This window comes from Cohnella sp. GCM10027633, assembly GCF_042675445.1.
Classification (GTDB): domain Bacteria; phylum Bacillota; class Bacilli; order Paenibacillales; family Paenibacillaceae; genus Cohnella.
Map to the genome: position 1 here is coordinate 327,419 of NZ_JBHTGV010000001.1, position 20,988 is coordinate 348,406.

Genomic DNA, 20,988 nt, shown 5'->3' on the forward strand with positions numbered 1-20,988 from the left:
AACAGCCCAAAAAGAGGAGCTCCCGCGAGTCCCGCGAGCTCCTCTCTTCGTTATGCCGGTTTACGGGTTGATCGTGACGATGAAGCCGTTCTGGATGAAGTTCGTGTTCGGATGCGCGATGTTGCTTGTCGTCAGGTGATTGAACGTGGCCGATCCGTTTCCGGTGTACGTGTAGATCGCGGCGCCCGGATGCGGCGTCGTGAACCGGGACGTCGTAACTCCGTCGAGTCCGGTACCGTTAATGTTGATGTTGTTGAACACGATGTTCTGGAATCCGCCGCCGTAGCCGAACTGGATCGCGCTGCGCTGCGTGTTCAGAATGTCGATGTTCGTGAACGTGACGTTGCGGACGGCGTCGTTCGACGCTTCGAGATCGATCGCGCCGCGTTCGCCGTTATACAGATCTTGGCTCGTGCCGCTATTGATGATCGTCGAGTCGGAGAACAAGATGCCCGTGTTGTTCTGGAAGTGATAACCCGGGAACACGGTGTTCATCCGGAAGCCGGATCCGCCGACGGTGTCGATGATCATGTTGTTCGTCGCCTTGTGGCCGCTGCCGCCGAAGAACGCGATCGCCGCCGCGCGCCAGTTGTTCTCGATCGTATTGTACGAGAACGTGTTGTTGACGCCGGCAGGCGCGCCGTTCGTGTCGCTCGTCCAGACGGCGAGCCCGTCGTCGCCGTTATTGCGGATGCTGCTGTTGCGCACGGTCGAGTTGCTCGTGCCTTGCGCGAAGTTGACGCCGTCGGCGAGGTTATTGCGTATCCGACTGTTCTCGATGACGAGCCCGCTGGCGATAATCGCCGGAATATGGGCGTAGTCCCCGACCCAGAAGCCGCATTCGAAGTGCTCGACCCAGACGTTGTGGATCTTCGAGTTCGTGCCGAAGTTGTCCATGAACCCTTTGTAGATCGCGTTCTGGCCGTAGCGTGAGCGCAGGTTCGAATTCACGTAGACGTGGCTGAAGTCGAGCTGCCCTGACATCCGCAGAGAGATGCCTCCGCCGGCCGCGTTCGGGTTCGTGAACTGGATGTTCGTGTGCCAAATGCCCGCTCCGAGCACGGTCAGGTTGTTGATCTTGTTGGTGACGGAGCCGATCTGCCACATATTGCCGAGATGGAACGTGCCTTCCGGAATGTATAGCGTCTTGCCTCCGGCCACGGCCGCGGTCACCGCCGCGTTGAACGCCGCGAGATCGTCCTGCCCGTCGTTCGCGACGGCTCCGTGATCGGTCACCGACACGGCGTTCGCCGGACGCGGAATCGCGGTCGGCACGGGCTCGATCTCGATGAAGTCGACGCCGTATTCGATGCTGTCGTTCGCCTTCTGAATCCGAATGACGTCGCCCGGCTGCAGCGGCGTATCGAGCTTCCAGTGCACTTCGTCGAAGCGGAAGAGCGGTCTTCCGCCGCCGGGAGCGTCTGCCGGCATGTCTCCCGAGAAGTATTGCCAGCTGTAGTAAGACGTGAGCGGAACGGTCTTGACCTTCGAACCGTTAACGTAGACGTCGAGAGATCCGGTCTGCCCCATGCCGTTGCTAGAATCCGGCATCGTGAAGCGCATCGTGACCCCTGCCCCGCCTTCGCCCGGCCTTACGGTCCATTGCAAGTACGAGCCGTTGGAAGGAAGCGTTACGTACTTCTGACCGGAAGCTTCGGAAGCCGTCAGCGCCTGATTGAACGTCGGCGCCGTCAGCAGCGCGGCTCCGCCGCCTCTGGTCGCGTCGTCGGTGTCGTACTTGCTGTAAGGCATGCTCGCTCCGCGAGCGGAATAGACGGTCAAGCCGGTCGTCGCCGTGTTGTTCGTCTGCTTGGCCGCGATCTCGTTGGCGTCGGCGGCGACGCTCGTCGTCAGCGTATAGCTGCCGTTCGCGGCCGTCCACGTACCCAATCCGACGTTAGCGGACGCGCCCGGCGCCAACGTGCCGGTATACGAACCGTTGAACGTCTGGAGCGTTGCGCCGGAGCCGTTCTTTAGCACGACCGTCACGCCGTGCGAGCCTCCGGCTGACGCGATCGTCCCTTGGTTCTTGAGATTGACCGTGAACGACACGCTATTGCCCGCGATCGGCGTCGACGGCGAATAGGATACGACGCCGACGAGGTCGGAGCTGGATACGGGAGCGACGACGAGCGACGATGGATTCGCGTACGCGTTATTCGCTTCGTTCAGTTCGATAATCGCGTTGCCCTCGTCTACCTTCGCGCTTAACGCATAAGTAGCCGCGGTCTTCGTGCCGGCGTTAAGCGATACCGATGTCGAAGCGCCGGCGGCAAGCGCGCCGACGTTGGCGAAGCCCGCCAGCTCATTGTTCAAGTAGAAGTTGACGGTAGTCGCGGGAGCGCTGGCGTTGCCGGCGTTCGATACGGTAGCGTTCAGCGTGATCGCGCTCGATTCGACCGGGTTAGCCGGCGTCCAAGACAGGCCGGTAACGGTCAAGTCCGGATTAGGCGCCGCCGTACCGTACACTTGGAACTCGGCGATCTGCCCAGCCGGCGCTCCGGAGTTGGCGGAGATCGTCAGTTGAAGCCGTTTGACGGTCGCCGTGACCGGAATCGTCACCGTGTTGCCGGTAGCGGGATTGAACGTGTAAGACTGGGCGGATACGAGGTTGGCGAACGTCGTCGTGCTCTGGTTATGGCCGAGCACTTGAATCGTCTGCGAACGCGTCGCCCATACCGAGGCCGGGTTCAGCTTGAGCACGATCGAAGTGACGTTGTAGTTCGCGCCGAGATCGATCGTCAGCGAGCTCGGGTTGCCGCCGCCTTCCCAATACGTATTCGCGTCGTTGTCGTTCGCGTTCGTCGCGACGTAATTGAACGTGCTGGACGTTGCGGAAATCGGCTTGCCGATCGCGATATTACCTCCTGGCGTTGGCGTTGGCGTTGGTGTTGGCGTAGGTGTTGGCGTAGGCGTTGGCGTAGGTGTTGGCGTAGGTGTTGGCGTAGGCGAAGGTGTTGGCGTTGGCGTAGTGGATGTCGTTACCGTCAGTTGATCGAAATTCACGTTGGCGGTGTCGCCGGAATCGTACTTGAACGAGATCGTGTTGTTGCCGGCGTTCAAGCTCACCGACTCGACCTTATTGCCCCAAGTGTCCCAGTTCGCCAAGTTCGGCAGCGACGATTGGCGAAGTTTCGTTCCGTTGACATACAAGCTTACCGTCTTCGCCCCGCCGCTCGCGTTGGCGAATTTCAGCGTCGCGTCGTACGTTCCCGCCGAGGCTACGTTAACCGTGAACGTCGTCGTTGCTCCTTGCGTCCAATAGCCGTCGACGAAGCCCGAACCCGCGTATCCCGTATGGTCAGTATTGACCTTCGCGCCTCCGGTCAACGCTGCGGATTCCGCTTGATACGTGCCCGGCGACGGAGTCACGCTAGTGCCGTAGATCTCGAATTCGGACAGCTGCGCGGCGGGCCAACCCGTATTGGCAGTCACGTTCAATCGAACGTACCGCACGCTCGTCGCGGAGAAGTTGATCGTCACCGCGTTGTTAGAGACGGACGGGTTGAATACGTAGCCGGCGGAAGCTACGATGTCCGAGAACGACGACCCGTTCGCGCTTCCTTGCACGGCGAGCGTCTGCGTGCGCGTCCCCCAGCCGGCCGGAATCTTCAACACGATCTGGTCGATGCTCGTGCTCGCGCCCAGATCGACCTGAATCCATTGCGGGAACGCGTTGTTCGCGCTCTCCCAATACGTGGCTTGATTGCCGTCCTTCACGTTGTCCGGCGAATAGGTTTGGGTCTGTCCGCTCGCGGTAATCGTCTTCCCGGACGTCAGGTTCGGTCCTCCGGCGGCATGTGCGGGCGCGATCGGCCCTGCCGTCAAGAACAAGCTTGATACCAGCATGGTCATGATGATCGACCATGCGACCAACTTGTTGCGCATAATATTCCTCCTAGAGATTAGTGGATACAACACACTTGGAGTTCCATCGAAATAAATAATGATAGCGCTTACACATTTCGTCCGGACAACAACCGATCCTCTCTCCCCCGCATTCCCGTTGCATGAATTTGCCCGCGGCGTTCCTCGATGGTATCCACCCTCATTATATGGAATTGGCAATCGCACCCATAAGATGCAATCCTACGGAAATCGTATGCGATTCCAAGAACAACGCGGTCGCGTTCTTCGTTCCGGCGCAACGCCGAAGAAGCCCGCGAACGTCGCGGACTTCAAGTATCTATACAGACGGTCGAGCCCCGGATATCAGATCAGCGGCCCCCGCTTCCCCATGCCTCGTCGATCAGCTCGGCGTTGATGCCGACGGCGGCGAGCGAGCCTTTCGAAGCGGCGACGATTGCCTGGTACAGCTCCGTCGCGGCGTCTCCCGCCCCGTAGACGCCGGGCACGCTCGATTTGCCGAACGGATCGACGACGATATTCCCTGCCGAAGTCGCTTGGCAGCCCAGCTTCATCGGCAACTGCGAGCCGGGAACGAGCCTCGGCGCGAAGAAGATGCCTTTGCAGGGCACCGACGTTCTATCGGCCAGCACGACGCGCTCGGCCATTCCGCCGACCGATACGACGTTATCGATCGGACTCTCGTATACGGGCACGCGATGCCGCTTCAGCTCCAGGCGTTGCGCTTCCGTCAACTCGGCCGGACCGTCGGAGCATACCGCGATCCGGCCGGTCCAGCCGGACAGCGTCTTGGCGGAATGCATCGCCTGCGCGCCTTTTGCGATGACGACGAGCGGTTGGTCCCGCAGCTCCCATCCGTCGCAGTACGGGCACACGAACGCGCTTTTGCCATACGTTTCGACCAATCCCGGGATTCCGAGCGGTCCATCCTTCATGCCGGTCGCGAACAGCAGCTTCTTGCTGCGGACCGTGCCCCCCGAGGCGGTCGTCACCCGAAAGTCCCCATCGACGCCATCAACGCCGACAGCGGCTTCTTCGACGAACCGAACCGAAGCATACGCCGCGATCTGTTCTCTCGCGACGCGCCGGAATTCGTCCGGCGTCATGCCGTCTCTCGTCAGGAAGCCGTGCATTTCCTTCGTGACCCGGTTCCGCGGCCGTCCTTCGTCGATGACGACCACGTTCCTCCTCGCTCTGCCAAGCACGAGCGCGGCGCTCATCCCCGCCGGGCCTCCGCCGATGATCGCAACGTCGGTAAGCTGTATGTTCATCTTCTCCCTCCTCTTGCGCGCACCTAGCTATATCCATGATATTCGCAACCGTTCCCGGACCATGCAGACGCAACGAAGCCGCCTAGTGGCGGCTTCATCTTCGCATCACGCGTCTCCCGGCATCGCAACGACTAATTCGTACGGAGACAGCGCTTGCGTCCGATCGATGTGGACGAACGCGTCGTACCGCTTCGCGATCCGCGTGGGAACGTAATTGCCCCGTTCGCGCTCGGGATGATAGACGACGCCGATCGCCCGGTGTCCGATGAACGCGTCGGCCAACGCGCCGTCGGCTTCATCGAATAGCAGCAGCTTGTTGTCCGGCCCGGCCCGATGCAACAGCTCCTCCCAGCTTCCCGCGATCGCCGGCGGTACCTTCATGACCCGTAACGGCTGTCCCCAGGCCCGAGCCGCGACGACGGTGCCCTCGTACGTGCCGAAGCCGACGGCGTATACGTCTTCGCCGTGCTTCTCGCGCAGAAGCTGCCCCACGTTCACCATGCCGTCATCGATCATGTCCGTCGCCCGGGCATCCCCGATATGGGTGTTGTGCTCCCACACGATCGCGCCCGCGCCCGCGCCGTGATAATCCATCAGCTTCTCGAGCGCGGCTACCATGTGCCCGTCCCGCACGTTCCAGGACTCGGCGTCATGACGGATCATCGTACGATAATAGGCTTCCGCTCCCTTGACTGCCATCGCGTTCATCTCGGCGCTTAAGGCGCTCTCCCTGTCGCCGGGCACCGCGCCCCTCCACTTGTCTTGCAGCTTGCGCAACAAATCGACGACTTCGTCCTCGCAGCATTCGCCGTAGATCGAAGCCGAGATGCCGTACCGCTGCTCGTCGCCGCCGAACGGCTCGAAGCATTCGAACGCTCGTCTCGCGGCATCCAAGTCGGATCCGGGCTTCGCCTCGAGATAGCCCATAATCTCGTTCATCGATTCCCATAGACTGTACACGTCTATCCCATAGAAGCCTACCTTGTACTCGTCCGCTCGGCTGGCGTTATATTCGCGAAGCCATTCCGCCAGCTCCGCGACTTCGCGGTTCGCCCACATCCACGTCGGCCAACGCGCGAAGTCGTCCATCGCCTCGCGCGCGTCGCGCCCGGCGTCGCCGAAGCCTTTCACGTACCTGTTCAAGGCGTAGCACGACGGCCAATCCCCTTCGACGGCGATGAACCGGAAGCCATATTCCTCGATGAGTCGTTTGGATAGCTCCGCGCGATGAGAGTAGAACTCGGACGTGCCGTGCGACGCTTCGCCGAGCAGCACGTAACGGGTGCGGCTCGCCCGTTGGATAAGAGGAATCGCGTCCTCCGGATCGGCATATCGCGACGCGATCGCCCGGATCGATTGCAGGATCAAGCTTTCGTTCACGATCTTCACCCCTTGCGCGGCATTAGGAGTGATAGTGTGCCCCTCTTATCGATCGATGACGCGTACTTCGTCGCCGAGCTTGATTCGACCCGTGTTCACGACGGATGCATAGACGCCGAAGTGCAGATTGAATTCCTCGTTCACTTTGCGCAGCAACGACGGGTCTTTGACCTGCGTGTCGGGATCCATCGTAATGACGACGCAACGCTCGCAGAATTGATCGACCTGAAGCGTAGCGTCGCCGATCGCGAGCCGCTTCCCGATCCAATCTCCTTCGAAGACCGAATCGTCGTCGACGGTCACGACGAAGTTGCCCCGGAACCGCCGCTGGTCGACCGGCTTGCCCCACGTCGCTTCAAGCTTGCGGAGCGTCGCGTCCGTGACGAGCAATACGCTCGCCCCGTCGACCGACAGCAGGTTCGGATGCTCTTGCTGCGGATGCGGAGCTTGCAGCCCGGACATCGCGATCGGCGTATCGGTCTGACGCTGGACTTCTTCCAGCAGCGCCTCGTCCCAGCCGAACGTACGGCCGTCCGCGGCCGTGACGCGAATGTCTCCGTCCGCGAACCGCGCCTCGTACGTCAGCAGATTCGGGATGTTGCGGCAAGTGATATACTTCCACCAACCTTCCTTGCTCTCGTCGTAGAACGCCGCGAAGCGATCGCCGCGCAATCCGTACGGTTCTATCTCGCAAGCTTCCAATCTTTCGCCCCCGAACGATTTGATCGGATAACGATTAATTTCGCTGATTACGCCAATGGTCGATGTCACGTTCCTTGCTCCGTTTCGTCATGGATGATATGTACGGATTCATTGTATCCGATCGCCGAACCGGATGGAAATCGGTTCGTTCAAGCTTCGATGCGAGGCCGATCCGCCTCGCATTCGGGCCCCGGTACCAAGCCCAAACGCGCCAGCTTCGTCAAGTAGTAGCATTCCTCCCGCATCATGTGATCGGGCATGAGGGGGCTGATCCGATCCAGCGCCTCGGCGGACAGCTCCATCTCTTCGATCTCGCGCAAGAACGCGACGAACAGCTTCAGCTCGATATCGATATCCTTGTGCATCCGGCGAAACGCCGGATAATCCTTAAGCTCCGTGCGCATGAACCCCGCCATCTCGATGCTCTTCATGTACAGTTGCTGGAAGTGGGTCTCGAATTGCTCGCTCTTGAGGATGAGCGGCTTCTCCGTCGCGTCCAAGTCCGCGGCGATCGCCGCCGCGTGGCCCGCCGCGTCCGGGAGCCACAGAAAATCGTGATGCAGCGCGTCGAATGCCGGTACGGGCCTACCCGCGACGAGTTCGGTCAGAATGCGCCAGTATTCCTCCAGTTCGTTCACCATGTGATTCAGGAACGACGGAGTCAGCATGATCTTGACCTTGCCGAGCAGCGTCCGACGTAACAGATCCAGCTTGAATTGCCGCAATGCCACCGTCAGTTCGAATGCGGGCTTATCGATCGCCTTCGCTTCCGTTTCGTTCGATGCGTTTCTCGCCTTTTCGAGCAATCGGTCGAACGCCGGAATGAACGCAGCGGCGGTTTGCGCGTCCTTCGTCTCCTCCGGCGATAGCGTGCCGAGAATAAAACGGGAGTGATCTCCCAAGATTTGCAGCCAGAACCGATGCTCGAACAACGCGTCTTGAGCCATGAACGGAATCCCCCTCGCGTGAATTGCGCCTGACGCAAGTGTATGAGGGAGACGGTCGGATAGTACGGTATGCTTCGAACTACTCTTGCTTATCCTTGGAAGGCTTGATCGCGAACAAGACGATCAAGCATGCTGCCAAGCAGCAACAGGCGTTCGTCCGGAACAACGCGTTGCCGGAAGCCTCGATTAACAGCGCGGCCAGCGGCGGCCCGAGCGCGACGCCGAGGAAGCGGATGCTGCTGTAGATCGAAGTGACCGTCCCCCGCTGTTCCTTATCGATGCCCTCGGTCAGCAGCGCGTCCAAACTCGGCAGCGCCGCCCCCAAGCCTGCGGATGCGGCGAACAGCACGATGATCGCCTTCGCGTTCGACGCGGCGCCCGCGAACGTCGCATAGGCCATGCAAGCCGTCGCTAAGGCAAGGCCGGAGAACCCGATCCATTTCATGGCCGGTTTGTTATCGCCGATCTTCTTGCCTACCGCCCAGGACGCCGTGCATAGCGCGGCCAGCGGAATCGCGACGAGCCCGCCCTTGGCGATGCCGTCGATCCCGTTCTCCTCCAGTTTCTCGGACAAATAGAATAGGCCGCCGAACAGGACGTACATATTGATGCCGCCGGCCGCGTATACCGCCCACAGCCATCGCCCTTCCGAACGGAACAGCTTGCCGATCGACGCGAGGAACGCGCCGAACTTGACGGCCGGCTTCGACTGCTTCGGCACCTTCACCCAGAAGGCGACGAGCGCGAACGAGACGAGGCTGAACGCCGGAATCGACCAGAACGGAATATGCCACGCCCAGAGCGCGAGCGCGGAGCCGAGAATCGGGCTTAACACTTTGCCGAACGTGTTCGCGGTCTCGACGATGCCGAGTCCGTTGCTTACGTCTTCCTCCCGCTTGAACAAGTCGCCGACGAGAGGCAGCACGACGGGGAAGCAAGCCGATGCTCCCAGCCCCTGAACGAGACGGCTTGCCATGATAACCGCATACGGCTTGTCGATGAACACCGACGCCCATCCGGCTAACGCTCCCGAGGCGGCGACGATGAGGAGGCCTGGCAAGATGACTTTTTTCCGCCCGATGCGGTCGGATAAGTACCCTGATATCGGAATGAACAAGATCGCGATGAATGCATACGAGGTAATCAGAAGGCTCGACTGGAACGCGGTGATCCCAAGCGCCTTCTGCATGGCGGGCAGCACGGGGATGAGCATCGAGTTGGCGAGCGTCATCGTTAGCGGAATCGTAGCAATCGACGCCAGATCCTTGATTTTGGTACGCTCCACATTACCATCCCTTATTATTCGGATAAGCTTCCTGGGATTAGAATCTCCGAAATCGCCCCCGTTAATCTGCGTCTCTTCGGAACGGAATAATCGACGCCGGCGCGGGGTACAACAGATACATCAATCCAGGCAGGAAAAGGTTGCCTAACGGGAGTCGTGATATGAGCGCGGTAAACCATAGACTGTCGATCGTCGCCCTCGGCGGCGTTCAAGAGATCGGCAAAAACATGTACGTCGTCCAATACGACGACGATATTATCGTCGTCGACTGCGGTTCGAAGTTCCCGGACGAAAGCTTGCTCGGCATCGACGTCATCATTCCGGACATCACGTATTTGCTCGACAATCGGGACCGCGTCAGAGGACTCGTCGTGACGCACGGCCATGAAGACCATATCGGGGGCATTCCATACGTCATCAAGCAGTTGAACATGCCCATCTACGCGACGCGTCTGACGCTAGGCTTGATCAAAGGCAAGCTGAAGGAGCACGGGCTGCTCGGCACGACGACGCTGCACCAGATCGACGCCGAAACCCGGCTCAAGCTCGGAGCGCTCCCGGTCACGTTCTTCGGCACGAACCATAGCATTCCCGATTGCCTCGGCATCGCCTTCCATACGCCGCAAGGGACGGTCGTCCACACCGGGGACTTCAAATTCGACCTGACTCCGGTCGGCAACCAGTTCGCGGACATTCATCGCATGGCGGAGATCGGCAAGAACGGCGTGCTGGCGCTGCTGTCGGAGAGCACGAACGCGGAGCGTCCGGGCTTCACGCCGTCCGAGCGAGTGGTCGGCGAGCATATCCAGGAAGCGTTCGCGAACGCCGAAGGCAAAATCTTCGTGACGACGTTCGCTTCCAACGTGCATCGGCTCCAGCAGATCGTCGAGGCTGCGACGCGGACGAACCGGAAAATCATCGTCATGGGCAGAAGCATGGTGAACGTCGTGGACGTCGCTTCCTCCCTCGGGTATCTCGATGTCCCTTCCAACATGCTGCTCGACGCGGCCGAGATCAATAAGTACAAGCGTCACGAGCTCGTCGTGCTGTGCACCGGAAGCCAAGGCGAACCGATGGCGGCGATGGGCCGCATCGCAAGCGGTAACCACCGGCAAGTCGAAGTGTCTCCGGGAGACACGGTCATCTTCGCCTCTTCCCCGATTCCGGGCAACGAGCGCAGCGTCGCGCGCATCGTGGACAACTTGTTCCAACGAAGAGCGAAAGTCATCTACGGCTCCGGCACGGTTACGGGCATGCACGTCTCGGGCCATGCGAGCCAGGAGGAGCTGAAGCTGATGCTTACGCTCATGAAGCCGCAATATTTCATTCCGATCCATGGCGAATACCGGATGCTGCACCTTCATAAGCTGCTGGCCGAAGCGGTCGGCGTCAAGCCGAGCAACGTGTTCATCGTGAACAACGGCGACGTCGTGGACATCATCGGATCCGAGGCGATCCAGGAGCGCAAAGTGCCGAGCGGCAACACGTTCGTGGACGGTCTCGGCATCGGCGACGTCGGCAACATCGTCCTGCGGGACCGCAAGGTGCTGTCCGCGGACGGTATACTCATCATCGTCCTAACGATCGCGAAGTCGGACAACAAGATCGTCTCGGGACCGGACGTCATCTCGCGCGGGTTCGTCTTCGTCAAGGAGTCCGAAGGGTTGATGGAGGAAATTCATAGAATCACGGTTGCCGAAGTGGAACAGCTCCAGCGGGATACCGTGAAAGCTTACAACAACTGGGCGATGTACAAGCAGACGATCAAAGACTCCGTCGGCAAGTTCGTGTACGCGACGACGAAGCGCAGGCCGATGATCCTGCCGATCATAATGCAAGTGTAAGCGAGCACATGGAAAAACCCGCCTTGCAAGCCTTGACTCTTAGGCTGCAGGACGGGTTTTCCTATATCGGCGTTCATTCACGCGGTTTCGAAATGTCCAGCTGCATGCAATCGCGAGCCGCTACGATGTCCGGGAACGTCGATATCGCCCCCTCTACGAGCTCCGAGATCTGCTCGTCGTCGTAACGCGAGCTGAAGTGAGTGACGACAAGGCGCTTCGCGTTCGCCCGCGCCGCGATCGTCGCGGCTTGCAGCATCGTCGAATGGCCGTAACATTCCGCCTTGTCCTCGAGACCGGTCGCGAACGTCGCTTCATGGACGAGCACGTCCGCGTTCCGGGCAAGCTCGATCGCGTTATCGCACGGACGCGTGTCGCCCATGATCGCGAAGACCGCGCCCGACGCTTCCGGGCCGACGACGTCGGAGGAGCGGATCGTGCGCCCGTCTTCGAGCGTCACGTCTTCTCCCTGCTTCAGCTTGCCGTACAGCGGTCCGAGCGGGACGCCCATGCCGATCAGCTTCGCGAGATCCAACGCGCCCGGACGAGGCTTCTCTTCGATCCGATAGCCGAAGCAAGGCAAGCGGTGATCGAGCTCGGCCGCGACGATCCGGCAGCGATGATCCTCGTGAATCGGTCCCGCTTCGATCTCCACGACGTCCAGCTCGTAGTTCAGATGCGCGCCGCTATGCGCGAATACGCATTCTACGTACGCGCGGATGCCGGCCGGACCGAACAACGTCAGCTTGCCGGCTCCTTCGTAATACGTTCGGCTGCTTAGCAATCCGGGCAGGCCGTATAGGTGATCTCCGTGCATGTGCGTGATGAAAATCCGGTCGAGCTTGTTCAGCTTCAGCTTCAGCTCCAGCAGCCGGTGCTGCGTCGCTTCGCCGACGTCGAACAGCCAGTAGCCGTTGTTCGGCTCGGTTAACGAGAAGGCCAACGAGGAGACGTTGCGGGATTTGGAGGGACGCCCGGCTCCCGTACCCAGGAAAGTAAGCTGCATGACGCGACTAGCCTCCGCTCTGTTGTCGTTGATACGTTCCCAATGCTTCCTAATCTTCCCCGATCGCGTACGCCGCATAACGAGCAAAGAGGATGATCCGCGAAGGATCATCCCGATATGACGTTGACGTTATTCGAACCGGTACGTCCAGAACCGCTCCGTGCCGAATCTCTCGGCGAGTTGCTCGTCCGTCGGCTCTCCGCCGCCGAACATGCCGACGATCTGGAATTGGGAGACGTGCGCCCGAATCGACGCCAGCTTGTTCGGAATGAACTCTTTAATGTCATTAATGATGTCGGCTTGGCCGATCGATTGCTCATGTCCGTTCGAGAAGGCGATGCAATGCACCGGCGGGCGAAGGTCCGCCGGCATCCGGCCGACGGTCCGTACGACGGCGGCTCCCGTCGCGTCGTGATCGGGGTGAACCGCGAAGCCCGGATAGAACGTGACGATCAACGTAGGATCGACTTCCTCGATCAACGCTTGAATGCGTCCGTCCAACGCGTCGTGGTCTTCGAATTCGATCGTCTTGTCGTGCAAGCCGAGCATGCGCAAATCTTGAATGCCGATCGCCTTGCACGACTCTTCGAGCTCCAGCTGCCGAATGCCAGGCAGCGTCACCCGGCTCGCGAACGGCGGGAATCCCATGTTGCGGCCCATCTCCCCGAGCGTAAGGCACGCGTAAGTGACCTGCGTGCCGCGCGCGATATGCATGGCGAGCGTACCGGCGAGTCCGAACGCTTCGTCGTCCGGATGCGGCAATACGACGAGTATGCGTCGTTCCATCTCTCTCATCTCCCTTGTCCTCACTGCTATGCGATATAGGATGACCGATTCGGATCGGTCAGAACGGCTCTCTGCTCAGTTGCAACGCGACGACGAGCTTCCCTTGACCGTCGTGACCGGCCATGATAAGCCGCTCGGCATCGGTTTCCTCGTAATGGGTAAGGCCTTCCGAGTATACCCAGCCGTGCGGCAGCTTCAAGCCGACGCGATACGGTCCGTTGCCCGAGATCGAGCCGTGGGCGTACCGGATGACGGCGTTCGAGATGAACGTCGCCGCCGGGTGCTTCGTGGCGTCCAAGTGCGCGGCATAGGCGCCGGTCGTCATCTCGAGATGAACGTACAGCTCTTGGTCGCTGAGGCGATCGATGTATTGCTGAACTTCGTACGGAACGATAGGTTTCATTCGGCTTCCTCCCTTGGCGCGTAATCTGTGCTATTTTTTGAATCGTTTAATCGATAGTGTATCATACTTTGCCGATCGCACAACCACCCCGGCGCCTCGAGCGGAACCTGCTTGTCCAACGCCATGTGCCTCGAGCGGAGCAAGAGTCGATCATGAGCGCGTTGTTATCGCCGATCTCGCGCGTATGATCGACACCCCTTCAGATCGACGCCTTCTCCTTGGCCATCGCAAGATGGTCTGCGTAAAATTGCGCTTCGGGATAGTCGCGAACGAGCTTCTCGTAGTAAGGAACGACTTTGCGACCGAAGTAATACGGATACGCGTCAGGGTCCGCAGCCAATCTCCTTCCGTTCCAGCGCAACACCTCGATATGGTACGCCTCGCCCGTATCGTGAACCCAGAGCGCGATTTCGCATTGACCGTCCTGGCCTCGAGAGCCTGGCATATCCTCTACCTCCAGCTTGCCGTAGAACAGATCATACGGCGTCAAATGCGCGTAATTCCCCCGGTCGAATTGCCACATGTCCAACTGCGCCCAGATCGCTCCGATCTGCCATCCGATGAGCAGCGCGCACGTCCCGGGAGCGACGATAGGCGCGGCCATCATGTTCGCGATTCCGAAGCCGACGCCCTTCATGCTGTGCACGGCTTGCCATTGTCCGTATCCGTACTTGGCGATGAACGCGTACATGACGTCCTTCATCCGATACGCGCCCGCGAGCTCGGGAACGCCGTCTCCGTCGAGATCGGCGACCAGCACGGCCGGCCGGCGCGCCGGATGCTCCACGTATTCGACTTCCGCGCCTGCAGGCAGCAGCGCGCGCACGATACTAACGGCTTGTTCCTGCGACAGAATAGCATTCAACGTTCGACGCCCTCCCCGCTTCCTTCTACGCCTCCATTATATGCGCGGCGTTCGCGAGGCACGCCTTGTTAGCAATTCGAACGAGGCTGGCCGCGCGACCAGACGACGACGGGGATCAGCAACAGCGACAGCAGCCCGCCTCCGAGCGACAACGCGGCGTAGCTCGAATGGGCCGCGACGACGCCGGACAGCGCTCCGCCGGTCGCGCCGGACAGCGAGACCAGCACGTCGATCGTTCCCTGCGTCTTGGCGCGCGTCTCGACCGTCGTCGCGTCGACGATCTGGGCCGTGCCGCTGATCAGACCGAAGTTCCAACCGAGCCCGAGCAGCACGAGGGCGACGATCAACAGCGGCATCGAATCGGCGGGCGCCGTCGCGGCGAGCACTCCCGCCGCCAGCAGCGTCACGCCGGAAGCGTAGGACATCGTCTTGCGACCGAGCTTGTCGACGAGCATCCCCGTGACGAGCGACGGCAGGAACATCGCGCAGACGTGCAGGCTGATGACGAGCCCGACGTCGCCGAGCCCGTGCCCGTGGTGCTTCATATGAACCGGCGTCATCGTCATGATGGCGACCATGACGATCTGCGTCAGCAGCATGACGGTCGCGCCGACGGCTAACCCCCTGTTGTTCCGCGACGGCTTATCGATGCCCGAGTCAGGCTGAGCGGTCGAAGGCGCGGATGCGCCTTGCGCTTCGGCGAGCGCTTGCGCCACGCGCAGCGGGTCGGGTCGCAGGAACAGGAGAAGCACGATGCCTGCCAGCAAGTAGGCAGCTCCGCCGAGCAGGAAAGGGCTGGCGAGCTCGGGCACGCCGATCGAAGCCGCGAATTGTCCCGTAACGTCGACGAGGTTCGGCCCCGCTACCGCGCCGAACGTCGTCGCCACCATGATCGTGCTGATCGCGCGCGCCCGCTCGGACGGCTTGGCTAGATCCGCGCCGGCGTATCGCGCGAGCAGATTGGTGGCGTTGCCGCCTCCGTATACGAGGAGCGCGACGAACAGCAGCGGAACGTTATCTAGCACGGCCGCCAGCACGATGCCCGCCGCGCCGACGCTTCCGCTCAGGAAGCCCGCGGCCAGTCCGACCCTGCGTCCGCGCCGCTGCGACAGCCTTCCGACCGTCAGCGCCGCCGCGGCCGCTCCGAGCGTGAACAGCGCCGTCGGCACGCCCGCGTAGCTGTCCGTTCCGAGCATCTCTTGCGCGAGCAAAGCGCCGACGGTGATGCCGGCAGCCAACCCCGCGCCTCCGAACAATTGCGACAGGACGACGATGGCCAGCGTTCTGCGGCGCAGCTTATCGAGCTTCTCGGGACTTGCGATATATTCTCGAATCGAATCCGCGCGCTCGTTCGTTCGAGTAGCGCGATCATCTTCAGGCATGGTACCCCGACCTTCCGTACGTAGAATATCAATACCCTACCACACGAGAGGCGCAAGCGGTCAATCTTTTTCCTTTCGGGAACGACGAACAGACCGTTTCCCTAAGGAACGGTCCTGTCGATGAACGCGATATTCCGCTTACGCCTCTGTCCGATAGACGCCGAACCGGCGCAGCGTCGGATACATCCGGGATTCGAGAATCCGCAGCCGAACGGCGGACGCGGACACCTGCTCGAACCGGCAAATGCGCTTATACCCGACGACCTGACCTTCGTACAGCGGATACCAGCTCTCCCCGTCACCGTACTCCAGCGCGAACCGTTCGATGCGTTGGCCTTCCGCGATCTGCTCCATCAGCACGATCCGGTCGAACGACGCGGCTTCGTCCCATCGCAACACGATCTCGGCTTCCTCCGCCCCTTGCGGCGTTCTCCAGTACGTACCGTGGCTGCCGTCCGTCAGCCGTTCTGCGCCATGCGCGTCGTCCAACGACATCGTAGCCGCGACCGTCGCGCGCGTCGCCAGATCCTGCCGGTAGCTCCGGGCGATACGCTCTCCGAGCTCCCGCATGCGCCGAGCGTCGTTCTCGTGGATCAAACCGCGCCGGTCGGGCGGCAAGTTGAGCAGGAACGTCGAGTTGCCGCCGACCGTCCGCTCGTACAGATCGAACAGCTCGTCGACCGATTTCACTTGCTCGTCTTCGGCCGCGTGATAGAACCAGCCCGGACGGATCGACGTATTCACTTCCGCCGGATACCAGACCGCGCTCTCGGCCGCCGCCAGCACCGCGCGGCTGCCGAGATCTTCCTCGTCCGTGCCGAGCCGCTTCGCGAACGTCCCGTCGTCGGCTTGCTGCGACGCGGATTGGATCTTCTCGTTATCCCGCAGGCTCGCCGGCACGACGCTCCATTCGACGTTGCGAGTATGACCCGCTTCGTTGCCGCACCAGCGGACGTCCGGTCCGCATACGGAGATGACCGCGCCCGGCTGCAGCTCGCGGATGACGCCGTAATACGCGTCCCAGTCGTACTGCTGCCGCTTGCCGTTCGGCCCTTCGCCGCAAGCGCCGTCGAACCAGACGCAGAACAGCTCGCCGTATCCCGTCAGCAGCTCTCGCAATTGCGCGACGAAGTAGGCGTTGTATCGCTCCGAATCGCCATACGATCGTTCATGGCGGTCCCAAGGAGAGACATAGATGCCGAACTTCAGCCCGGCTTCGCGGCAAGCGTCCGCCACCTCGCGCACGAGATCGCCCCGTCCGGCTTTCCAAGGACTGTTCTTGACCGAATGATCCGTATATTCGCTCGGCCACAAGCAGAAGCCGTCATGATGCTTGCAAGTGAGAATAAGTCCCTTCATCCCCGCCGAGACGCACGCGTCGACCCATTGCTTCGCGTCGAGCTCCGTCGGAGCGAAGAGAGACGGCGACTCCTGCCCGTCCCCCCACTCCCGGTCCGTGAACGTGTTCATCGTGAAATGTATGAACGAGTAAAATTCCGTCTCCTGCCACGCTAACTGCCTCGGCGACGGAACGATCCGCGCCGCTTCCCATGCCGTAACGCCCATGCAAGCACTGCCTCCTTCTGTCTATCGATTCCGTCAGCCCAAGTCCGCTTCGTCCGTCAGCGTAACGACCGGCGAAGCCGTGCCATGCAGCTCGAACACGACGAGCTCGTTGTCTCCTTCGCGTAGCAAAGGTCCCGGAACATATAACGTCTTCGTCGGACCGGCTTCCCAATACCGCCCTAGGTTGAACCCGTTCACGTACGCGTTGCCCTTCGTCCAGCCGTCCAACCGAAGGAACGTATCCGCGGTTTTCTCGACCGTGAACGTACCCCGGTAGAACGCCGGTTGCTCGCCGCTCTCGGTCTCGCTCCCCGCGTTCCGGTCCCCTTCGACATCCCCTCCGACGACCGATTCCATTGGCAGCGGATAGATCGTCCAATCGTACAGGAACTGGTTGTCGATCCGCACGCCCTCGGTAATGCCCTTGCGATCGCGCAGCAGCGGTCCGTAGTTGACGCGCCCCATATTTTCCACAAGAATATCGAGTCGCAACCCTTCCGCCGGCACTTCGAGCGGCAACGGCTGCGGGTTCCACCGCTCGACCTTGCCGACGTATCGGCCGTTCGCATAGACGAGCGCGCGGTCACGAACGTCCTGTATCGTCAGCAACTGCCCGGACCGAGGTCCCGTCACGAACGTCGAATAGACGATATAGCCATAGGCTTGGCCGACCTTCTCCATCGGCTCGGGATTCGTCCGGCGAACCGGAACGGACAAGCTGCCCAGCTTATCGAACAAGCCCGCTTCCCTTCGCAGCTCCACGCTGCCGTATGCCTTGCGCGCGATCGGCGCCGGCAGCTCCAGCGGCGGCAGCGCCGCGTACTTCTCCAGCACGGCCCGCACCGCGTAGAACTTCTCCGTCGGCTCGCCGGATTCTGCGAGCAGCGTGTCGTAATCGTAGCTGGTCGCGGTAGGCTCGTACGCCTTGATATGATTCGCTCCGTTCAAGAAGCCGAAGTTCGTGCCCCCGTGGAACATGTAGAAGTTGACCGACGCGCCTTCGCCCAGCATCTCGTCCAGCGTTCGCGCGACGTCGTCCGCGGGCCGCGTCTGGTGCGGCTCCATCCAATGGTCGAACCAGCCGTTCCAGAACTCCATGCACATAAGCGGTCCGTCGGCGCGGTATTCGCGCAGCTTGCGGAACGCTTCGGCAGGCTGAGAGCCGAAGTTGACCGTCGCCAGAACGCCGTCGACCATGCCGCCTTGCAGCATGTGGTCTTCCGGCCCGTCGGAAGTGAACAGCAGCACGTCCATGCCGCGGCTCGTCATCGCGTCGCGAATGTATGCCAAGTAGCTTTTATCGTTGCCGTAGCTGCCGTATTCGTTCTCGATCTGCAGCGCGACGATCGGACCGCCGTTCGTGCAGAGCAGCGGCTTCAGCCGCGGCAGCAGCTCGTCGTAGTACGCGTCGACGTGCGCCAAATAAGCCGGATCGTAGCAGCGAAGCCTTACGTTGTCGTCCGCGAGCAGCCAAGCCGGCAGTCCGCCGAACTCCCATTCCGCGCAAATGTACGGGCTCGGCCTCACGATGACGTGCAAGCCGAGGCTGCCCGCGAGCCGCACGAATTTCTCGATATCGTACAACCCTTCGAACGCGAATTCCCCCTTGCGAGGCTCGTGTCCGTTCCAGGGAACGTACGTCTCCACCGTGTTGAAGCCGCAAGCCCGGAGCTTCAGCAGCCGGTCTTCCCAATACTCGGGCACGACGCGGAAGTAATGAATCGCGCCCGATAGAATACGGATCGGTTCGCCGTTATAGACGAACTGATCTCCTTGCGTTCCGAATGTCGCCATATCCCATTATCCTTTCACGCCGCCGAGCATCATGCCCTCGGTCAGCTTGCGTTGCAAGAGCGCGTAGATGACGATCGTCGGCACGAGCACGATGACGAGTCCCGCGAACAGCGAGCCCCAGTCGGTCGCGTACTGCTGGATCTGCATCAGGTTGTTCAGGCCGACCGGAATCGTCTTCTTGGCGTCGTCCGTAATGAACGTCATCGCGAGCACGTATTCGTTCCAGAAGTCGAAGAAGCCGAATACGACGAGCGTGATGATGCCGGGACGCGCCATCGGCACGATGATCCGGAACAGCGTGCTCCAGTACCCGCATCCGTCAATCATAGCAGATTCCTCGAAGTCTTTCGGAATCGACTTCATGAACCCGGTGAGCAGGAACACGGAGAACGGCAGGCTGCCCGTCGCGTACACGGCGCTTAGCCAGAACCGGTTGTCGAGCATGTTCATGCTGTTCATGAAGATGAACAACGGAACGATGATGTAGACGCCGCCGATGAACAGGCCCGCCATGTAGAAGTACGTGAAGAACGAACGGCCGACGAACGCCATTCTGCCCAGCACGTACGCGGTCGGAACCGCGGCGACGAGCAGGACGATCATCGATAGAATGACGACGAGAACGGAGTTAAGCATGTAGTCGCCGATGTGCGCCTTCGAGAAAGCGTCCGAGAAGTTGCTCCATTGCAGCCCCTTAGGCAGCTTCCAAGGACTCTCCATCACTTCGGCGTTCGTCTTGAGCGACGCCAAGACGTTCCACAGCAGCGGATAGATGACGATCGCGGCTTGGGCGATCAAGAATATGCGCAATAGCGTCTTCCCTACGATCGATTTGGTCGCGGTCATTAGCTCTCGCTCCTTTCGGTCAACTTATGGCTCAAGAGCGCGAGCACCATCGAGACGAGGAAGATGAACACGCCGATCGCCATCGCGTAGCCGAAGTTCGAGTTCGTGAACGCTTGGCTGTACAAGTACGTCATAACGACCTCCGAGTGGCGGTCCGGCCCACCGGCCGTCATAACGGCGACGAGGATGAAGCTGATGTTCAGGACGCCGTTGATGCTGAAAATAATCGTGACGCGAATGATCTCCCACAGCATCGGAACCGTGATCTTGTAAAATTGCTGGAACTTCGTCGCGCCGTCCAAATCGGCCGCCTCGTACAGCTCCGGCGATATGCCGTCGATGCCCGCCATGTACATGACCATGTAATAGCCGGCGGCTTGCCAGATCATCGTCACGGCCAGCGCCCATAGCACCGTCCTCTGGTCGCCGAGCCACGGCTTCGCCCATTCGTCCAGGCCGATCGCTTCGAGTCCGGCGTTCATGAAGCCCATCGTCGGATGGTAGATGAACGACCATAGAATCGAGACGACGACGAACGACAGAATGCTCGGGAAGAAGAAGACGGTCCGGTAGAACCCTTTTTCCTTCAGCTTGGACTTCGCGAGCAGCGAAGCGTTGACGAGCGCGAGCAGCAGCGTGCAGACCGGCACGACGAGCATGAGGAAGCCCGTGTTCCGGAGCGCCAGCAGGAACGTATCGTCATGGAACATATCCCTGAAATTTTGCAGCCCGATGAACGTGGGCTTGTCGCTTAGACCCGTCCACAAGTACAGCGACTTCTGGAAAATTTGAACCGTCGGGTACACTTTGAAGAGGCAGAACAGCACGATCCCCGGTAACAGGCATGCGGCGATGAACAGTCCCCTCCGCGTCTTCATCGTCATTGGTGTCGGCCTTCCTTTCGTTTTCGTTCTGATTGTTCTCATTATAAGTTCGGAAGGCGGCGCTCCCAATGAACAAAAGAGCGAATGTTCATGGACGATTTTAAGCGATGGCGGACATGTTCTTCCTTGCGCCGGCGTCCGCCGCTTGCGCTCGTCCGAAATC

General features: G+C 60.7%; 16 protein-coding genes. 1 reads left to right on the forward strand and 15 read right to left on the reverse strand.

From position 1 onward, the window contains the following. Nucleotides 1–60 precede the first annotated feature (60 nt). The 6 genes from ACFQZG_RS01355 to ACFQZG_RS01380 all read right to left on the reverse strand — a co-directional run bounded on the left by ACFQZG_RS01355 (nt 61) and on the right by ACFQZG_RS01380 (nt 9,452). Complete coding sequence (locus ACFQZG_RS01355; protein ID WP_378149334.1) at nt 61–3,888, reverse strand: CARDB domain-containing protein; 3,828 nt, start codon at nt 3,886–3,888, stop codon at nt 61–63. A gap of 329 nt (nt 3,889–4,217) precedes the next feature. Next, nucleotides 4,218–5,138, reverse strand: a complete 921-nt coding sequence (locus ACFQZG_RS01360) for an NAD(P)/FAD-dependent oxidoreductase (RefSeq protein ID WP_378149336.1) — start codon at nt 5,136–5,138, stop codon at nt 4,218–4,220. Nucleotides 5,139–5,243: 105 nt separating this feature from the next. Next, entirely contained in the window at nt 5,244–6,521 is a 1,278-nt protein-coding gene (locus ACFQZG_RS01365) for an erythromycin esterase family protein (RefSeq protein ID WP_378150419.1), read from the reverse strand. A 42-nt stretch (nt 6,522–6,563) separates the two neighbouring features. Beyond that, nucleotides 6,564–7,289 carry an MOSC domain-containing protein gene (locus ACFQZG_RS01370; RefSeq protein WP_378149337.1) on the reverse strand — a complete coding sequence of 242 codons (726 nt, stop codon included), beginning with the start codon at nt 7,287–7,289 and terminating at the stop codon, nt 6,564–6,566. 80 nt (nt 7,290–7,369) lie between these two features. Further along, complete coding sequence (locus tag ACFQZG_RS01375; RefSeq protein ID WP_378149338.1) at nt 7,370–8,167, reverse strand: DUF2935 domain-containing protein; 798 nt, start codon at nt 8,165–8,167, stop codon at nt 7,370–7,372. Nucleotides 8,168–8,246: 79 nt separating this feature from the next. Then, complete coding sequence (locus ACFQZG_RS01380) at nt 8,247–9,452, reverse strand: MFS transporter (RefSeq protein WP_378149340.1); 1,206 nt, start codon at nt 9,450–9,452, stop codon at nt 8,247–8,249. A gap of 161 nt (nt 9,453–9,613) precedes the next feature. On the opposite strand from ACFQZG_RS01380, the gene ACFQZG_RS01385 reads away from it, so the two are divergent. After that, nucleotides 9,614–11,296 carry a ribonuclease J gene (locus ACFQZG_RS01385; RefSeq protein ID WP_378149342.1) on the forward strand — a complete coding sequence of 561 codons (1,683 nt, stop codon included), beginning with the start codon at nt 9,614–9,616 and terminating at the stop codon, nt 11,294–11,296. A gap of 73 nt (nt 11,297–11,369) precedes the next feature. On the opposite strand, the gene rnz is transcribed toward ACFQZG_RS01385, so the two are convergent. The 9 genes from rnz to ACFQZG_RS01430 form a co-directional block, all read right to left on the reverse strand. Beyond that, entirely contained in the window at nt 11,370–12,299 is a 930-nt protein-coding gene (gene rnz / locus ACFQZG_RS01390; protein WP_378149344.1) for a ribonuclease Z, read from the reverse strand. A 129-nt stretch (nt 12,300–12,428) separates the two neighbouring features. Beyond that, the gene (gene bshB2 / locus ACFQZG_RS01395; protein ID WP_378149346.1) at nt 12,429–13,085 is read right to left on the reverse strand and encodes a bacillithiol biosynthesis deacetylase BshB2; all 657 of its coding nucleotides are present in this window, start codon (nt 13,083–13,085) and stop codon (nt 12,429–12,431) included. Nucleotides 13,086–13,143: 58 nt separating this feature from the next. Beyond that, nucleotides 13,144–13,488, reverse strand: a complete 345-nt coding sequence (locus tag ACFQZG_RS01400; protein WP_378149348.1) for a YojF family protein — start codon at nt 13,486–13,488, stop codon at nt 13,144–13,146. A gap of 199 nt (nt 13,489–13,687) precedes the next feature. Then, a complete protein-coding gene (locus ACFQZG_RS01405) occupies nt 13,688–14,353 on the reverse strand; it encodes a hypothetical protein (RefSeq protein WP_378149349.1) in 666 nt (221 codons plus the stop codon). Nucleotides 14,354–14,421: 68 nt separating this feature from the next. Continuing rightward, nucleotides 14,422–15,735 (reverse strand): MFS transporter, encoded by a 1,314-nt coding sequence (locus tag ACFQZG_RS01410; protein ID WP_378149351.1) that lies wholly within the window; start codon nt 15,733–15,735, stop codon nt 14,422–14,424. 138 nt (nt 15,736–15,873) lie between these two features. Continuing rightward, on the reverse strand, nt 15,874–17,301 hold the full coding sequence (locus ACFQZG_RS01415; protein ID WP_378149353.1) for an alpha-L-fucosidase: 1,428 nt from the start codon (nt 17,299–17,301) through the stop codon (nt 15,874–15,876). Nucleotides 17,302–17,334: 33 nt separating this feature from the next. Next, nucleotides 17,335–19,095, reverse strand: coding sequence for a glycoside hydrolase family 35 protein (locus tag ACFQZG_RS01420; protein ID WP_378149355.1), 1,761 nt, complete (start codon nt 19,093–19,095; stop codon nt 17,335–17,337). A 6-nt stretch (nt 19,096–19,101) separates the two neighbouring features. After that, nucleotides 19,102–19,941 carry a carbohydrate ABC transporter permease gene (locus ACFQZG_RS01425; protein ID WP_378149357.1) on the reverse strand — a complete coding sequence of 280 codons (840 nt, stop codon included), beginning with the start codon at nt 19,939–19,941 and terminating at the stop codon, nt 19,102–19,104. After that, nucleotides 19,941–20,825: a carbohydrate ABC transporter permease gene (locus ACFQZG_RS01430; protein ID WP_378149359.1), complete on the reverse strand. Its 885-nt coding sequence runs from the start codon at nt 20,823–20,825 to the stop codon at nt 19,941–19,943. The genes ACFQZG_RS01425 and ACFQZG_RS01430 overlap by 1 nt, the downstream gene beginning before the upstream one ends. Nucleotides 20,826–20,988 lie beyond the last annotated feature (163 nt).

Excerpts from the sequence above, each read along its gene's own strand:
- bshB2 (WP_378149346.1), bottom strand. The coding sequence starts at position 13,085 with ATGGAACGACGCATACTCGTCGTATTGCCGCATCCGGACGACGAAGCG.
- ACFQZG_RS01355 (WP_378149334.1), bottom strand. The coding sequence starts at position 3,888 with ATGCGCAACAAGTTGGTCGCATGGTCGATCATCATGACCATGCTGGTA.
- ACFQZG_RS01385 (WP_378149342.1), top strand. The coding sequence starts at position 9,614 with ATGAGCGCGGTAAACCATAGACTGTCGATCGTCGCCCTCGGCGGCGTT.
- rnz (WP_378149344.1), bottom strand. The coding sequence starts at position 12,299 with ATGCAGCTTACTTTCCTGGGTACGGGAGCCGGGCGTCCCTCCAAATCC.
- ACFQZG_RS01360 (WP_378149336.1), bottom strand. The coding sequence starts at position 5,138 with ATGAACATACAGCTTACCGACGTTGCGATCATCGGCGGAGGCCCGGCG.
- ACFQZG_RS01425 (WP_378149357.1), bottom strand. The coding sequence starts at position 19,941 with ATGACCGCGACCAAATCGATCGTAGGGAAGACGCTATTGCGCATATTC.
- ACFQZG_RS01430 (WP_378149359.1), bottom strand. The coding sequence starts at position 20,825 with ATGACGATGAAGACGCGGAGGGGACTGTTCATCGCCGCATGCCTGTTA.
- ACFQZG_RS01415 (WP_378149353.1), bottom strand. The coding sequence starts at position 17,301 with ATGGGCGTTACGGCATGGGAAGCGGCGCGGATCGTTCCGTCGCCGAGG.
- ACFQZG_RS01400 (WP_378149348.1), bottom strand. The coding sequence starts at position 13,488 with ATGAAACCTATCGTTCCGTACGAAGTTCAGCAATACATCGATCGCCTC.
- ACFQZG_RS01420 (WP_378149355.1), bottom strand. The coding sequence starts at position 19,095 with ATGGCGACATTCGGAACGCAAGGAGATCAGTTCGTCTATAACGGCGAA.
- ACFQZG_RS01410 (WP_378149351.1), bottom strand. The coding sequence starts at position 15,735 with ATGCCTGAAGATGATCGCGCTACTCGAACGAACGAGCGCGCGGATTCG.
- ACFQZG_RS01375 (WP_378149338.1), bottom strand. The coding sequence starts at position 8,167 with ATGGCTCAAGACGCGTTGTTCGAGCATCGGTTCTGGCTGCAAATCTTG.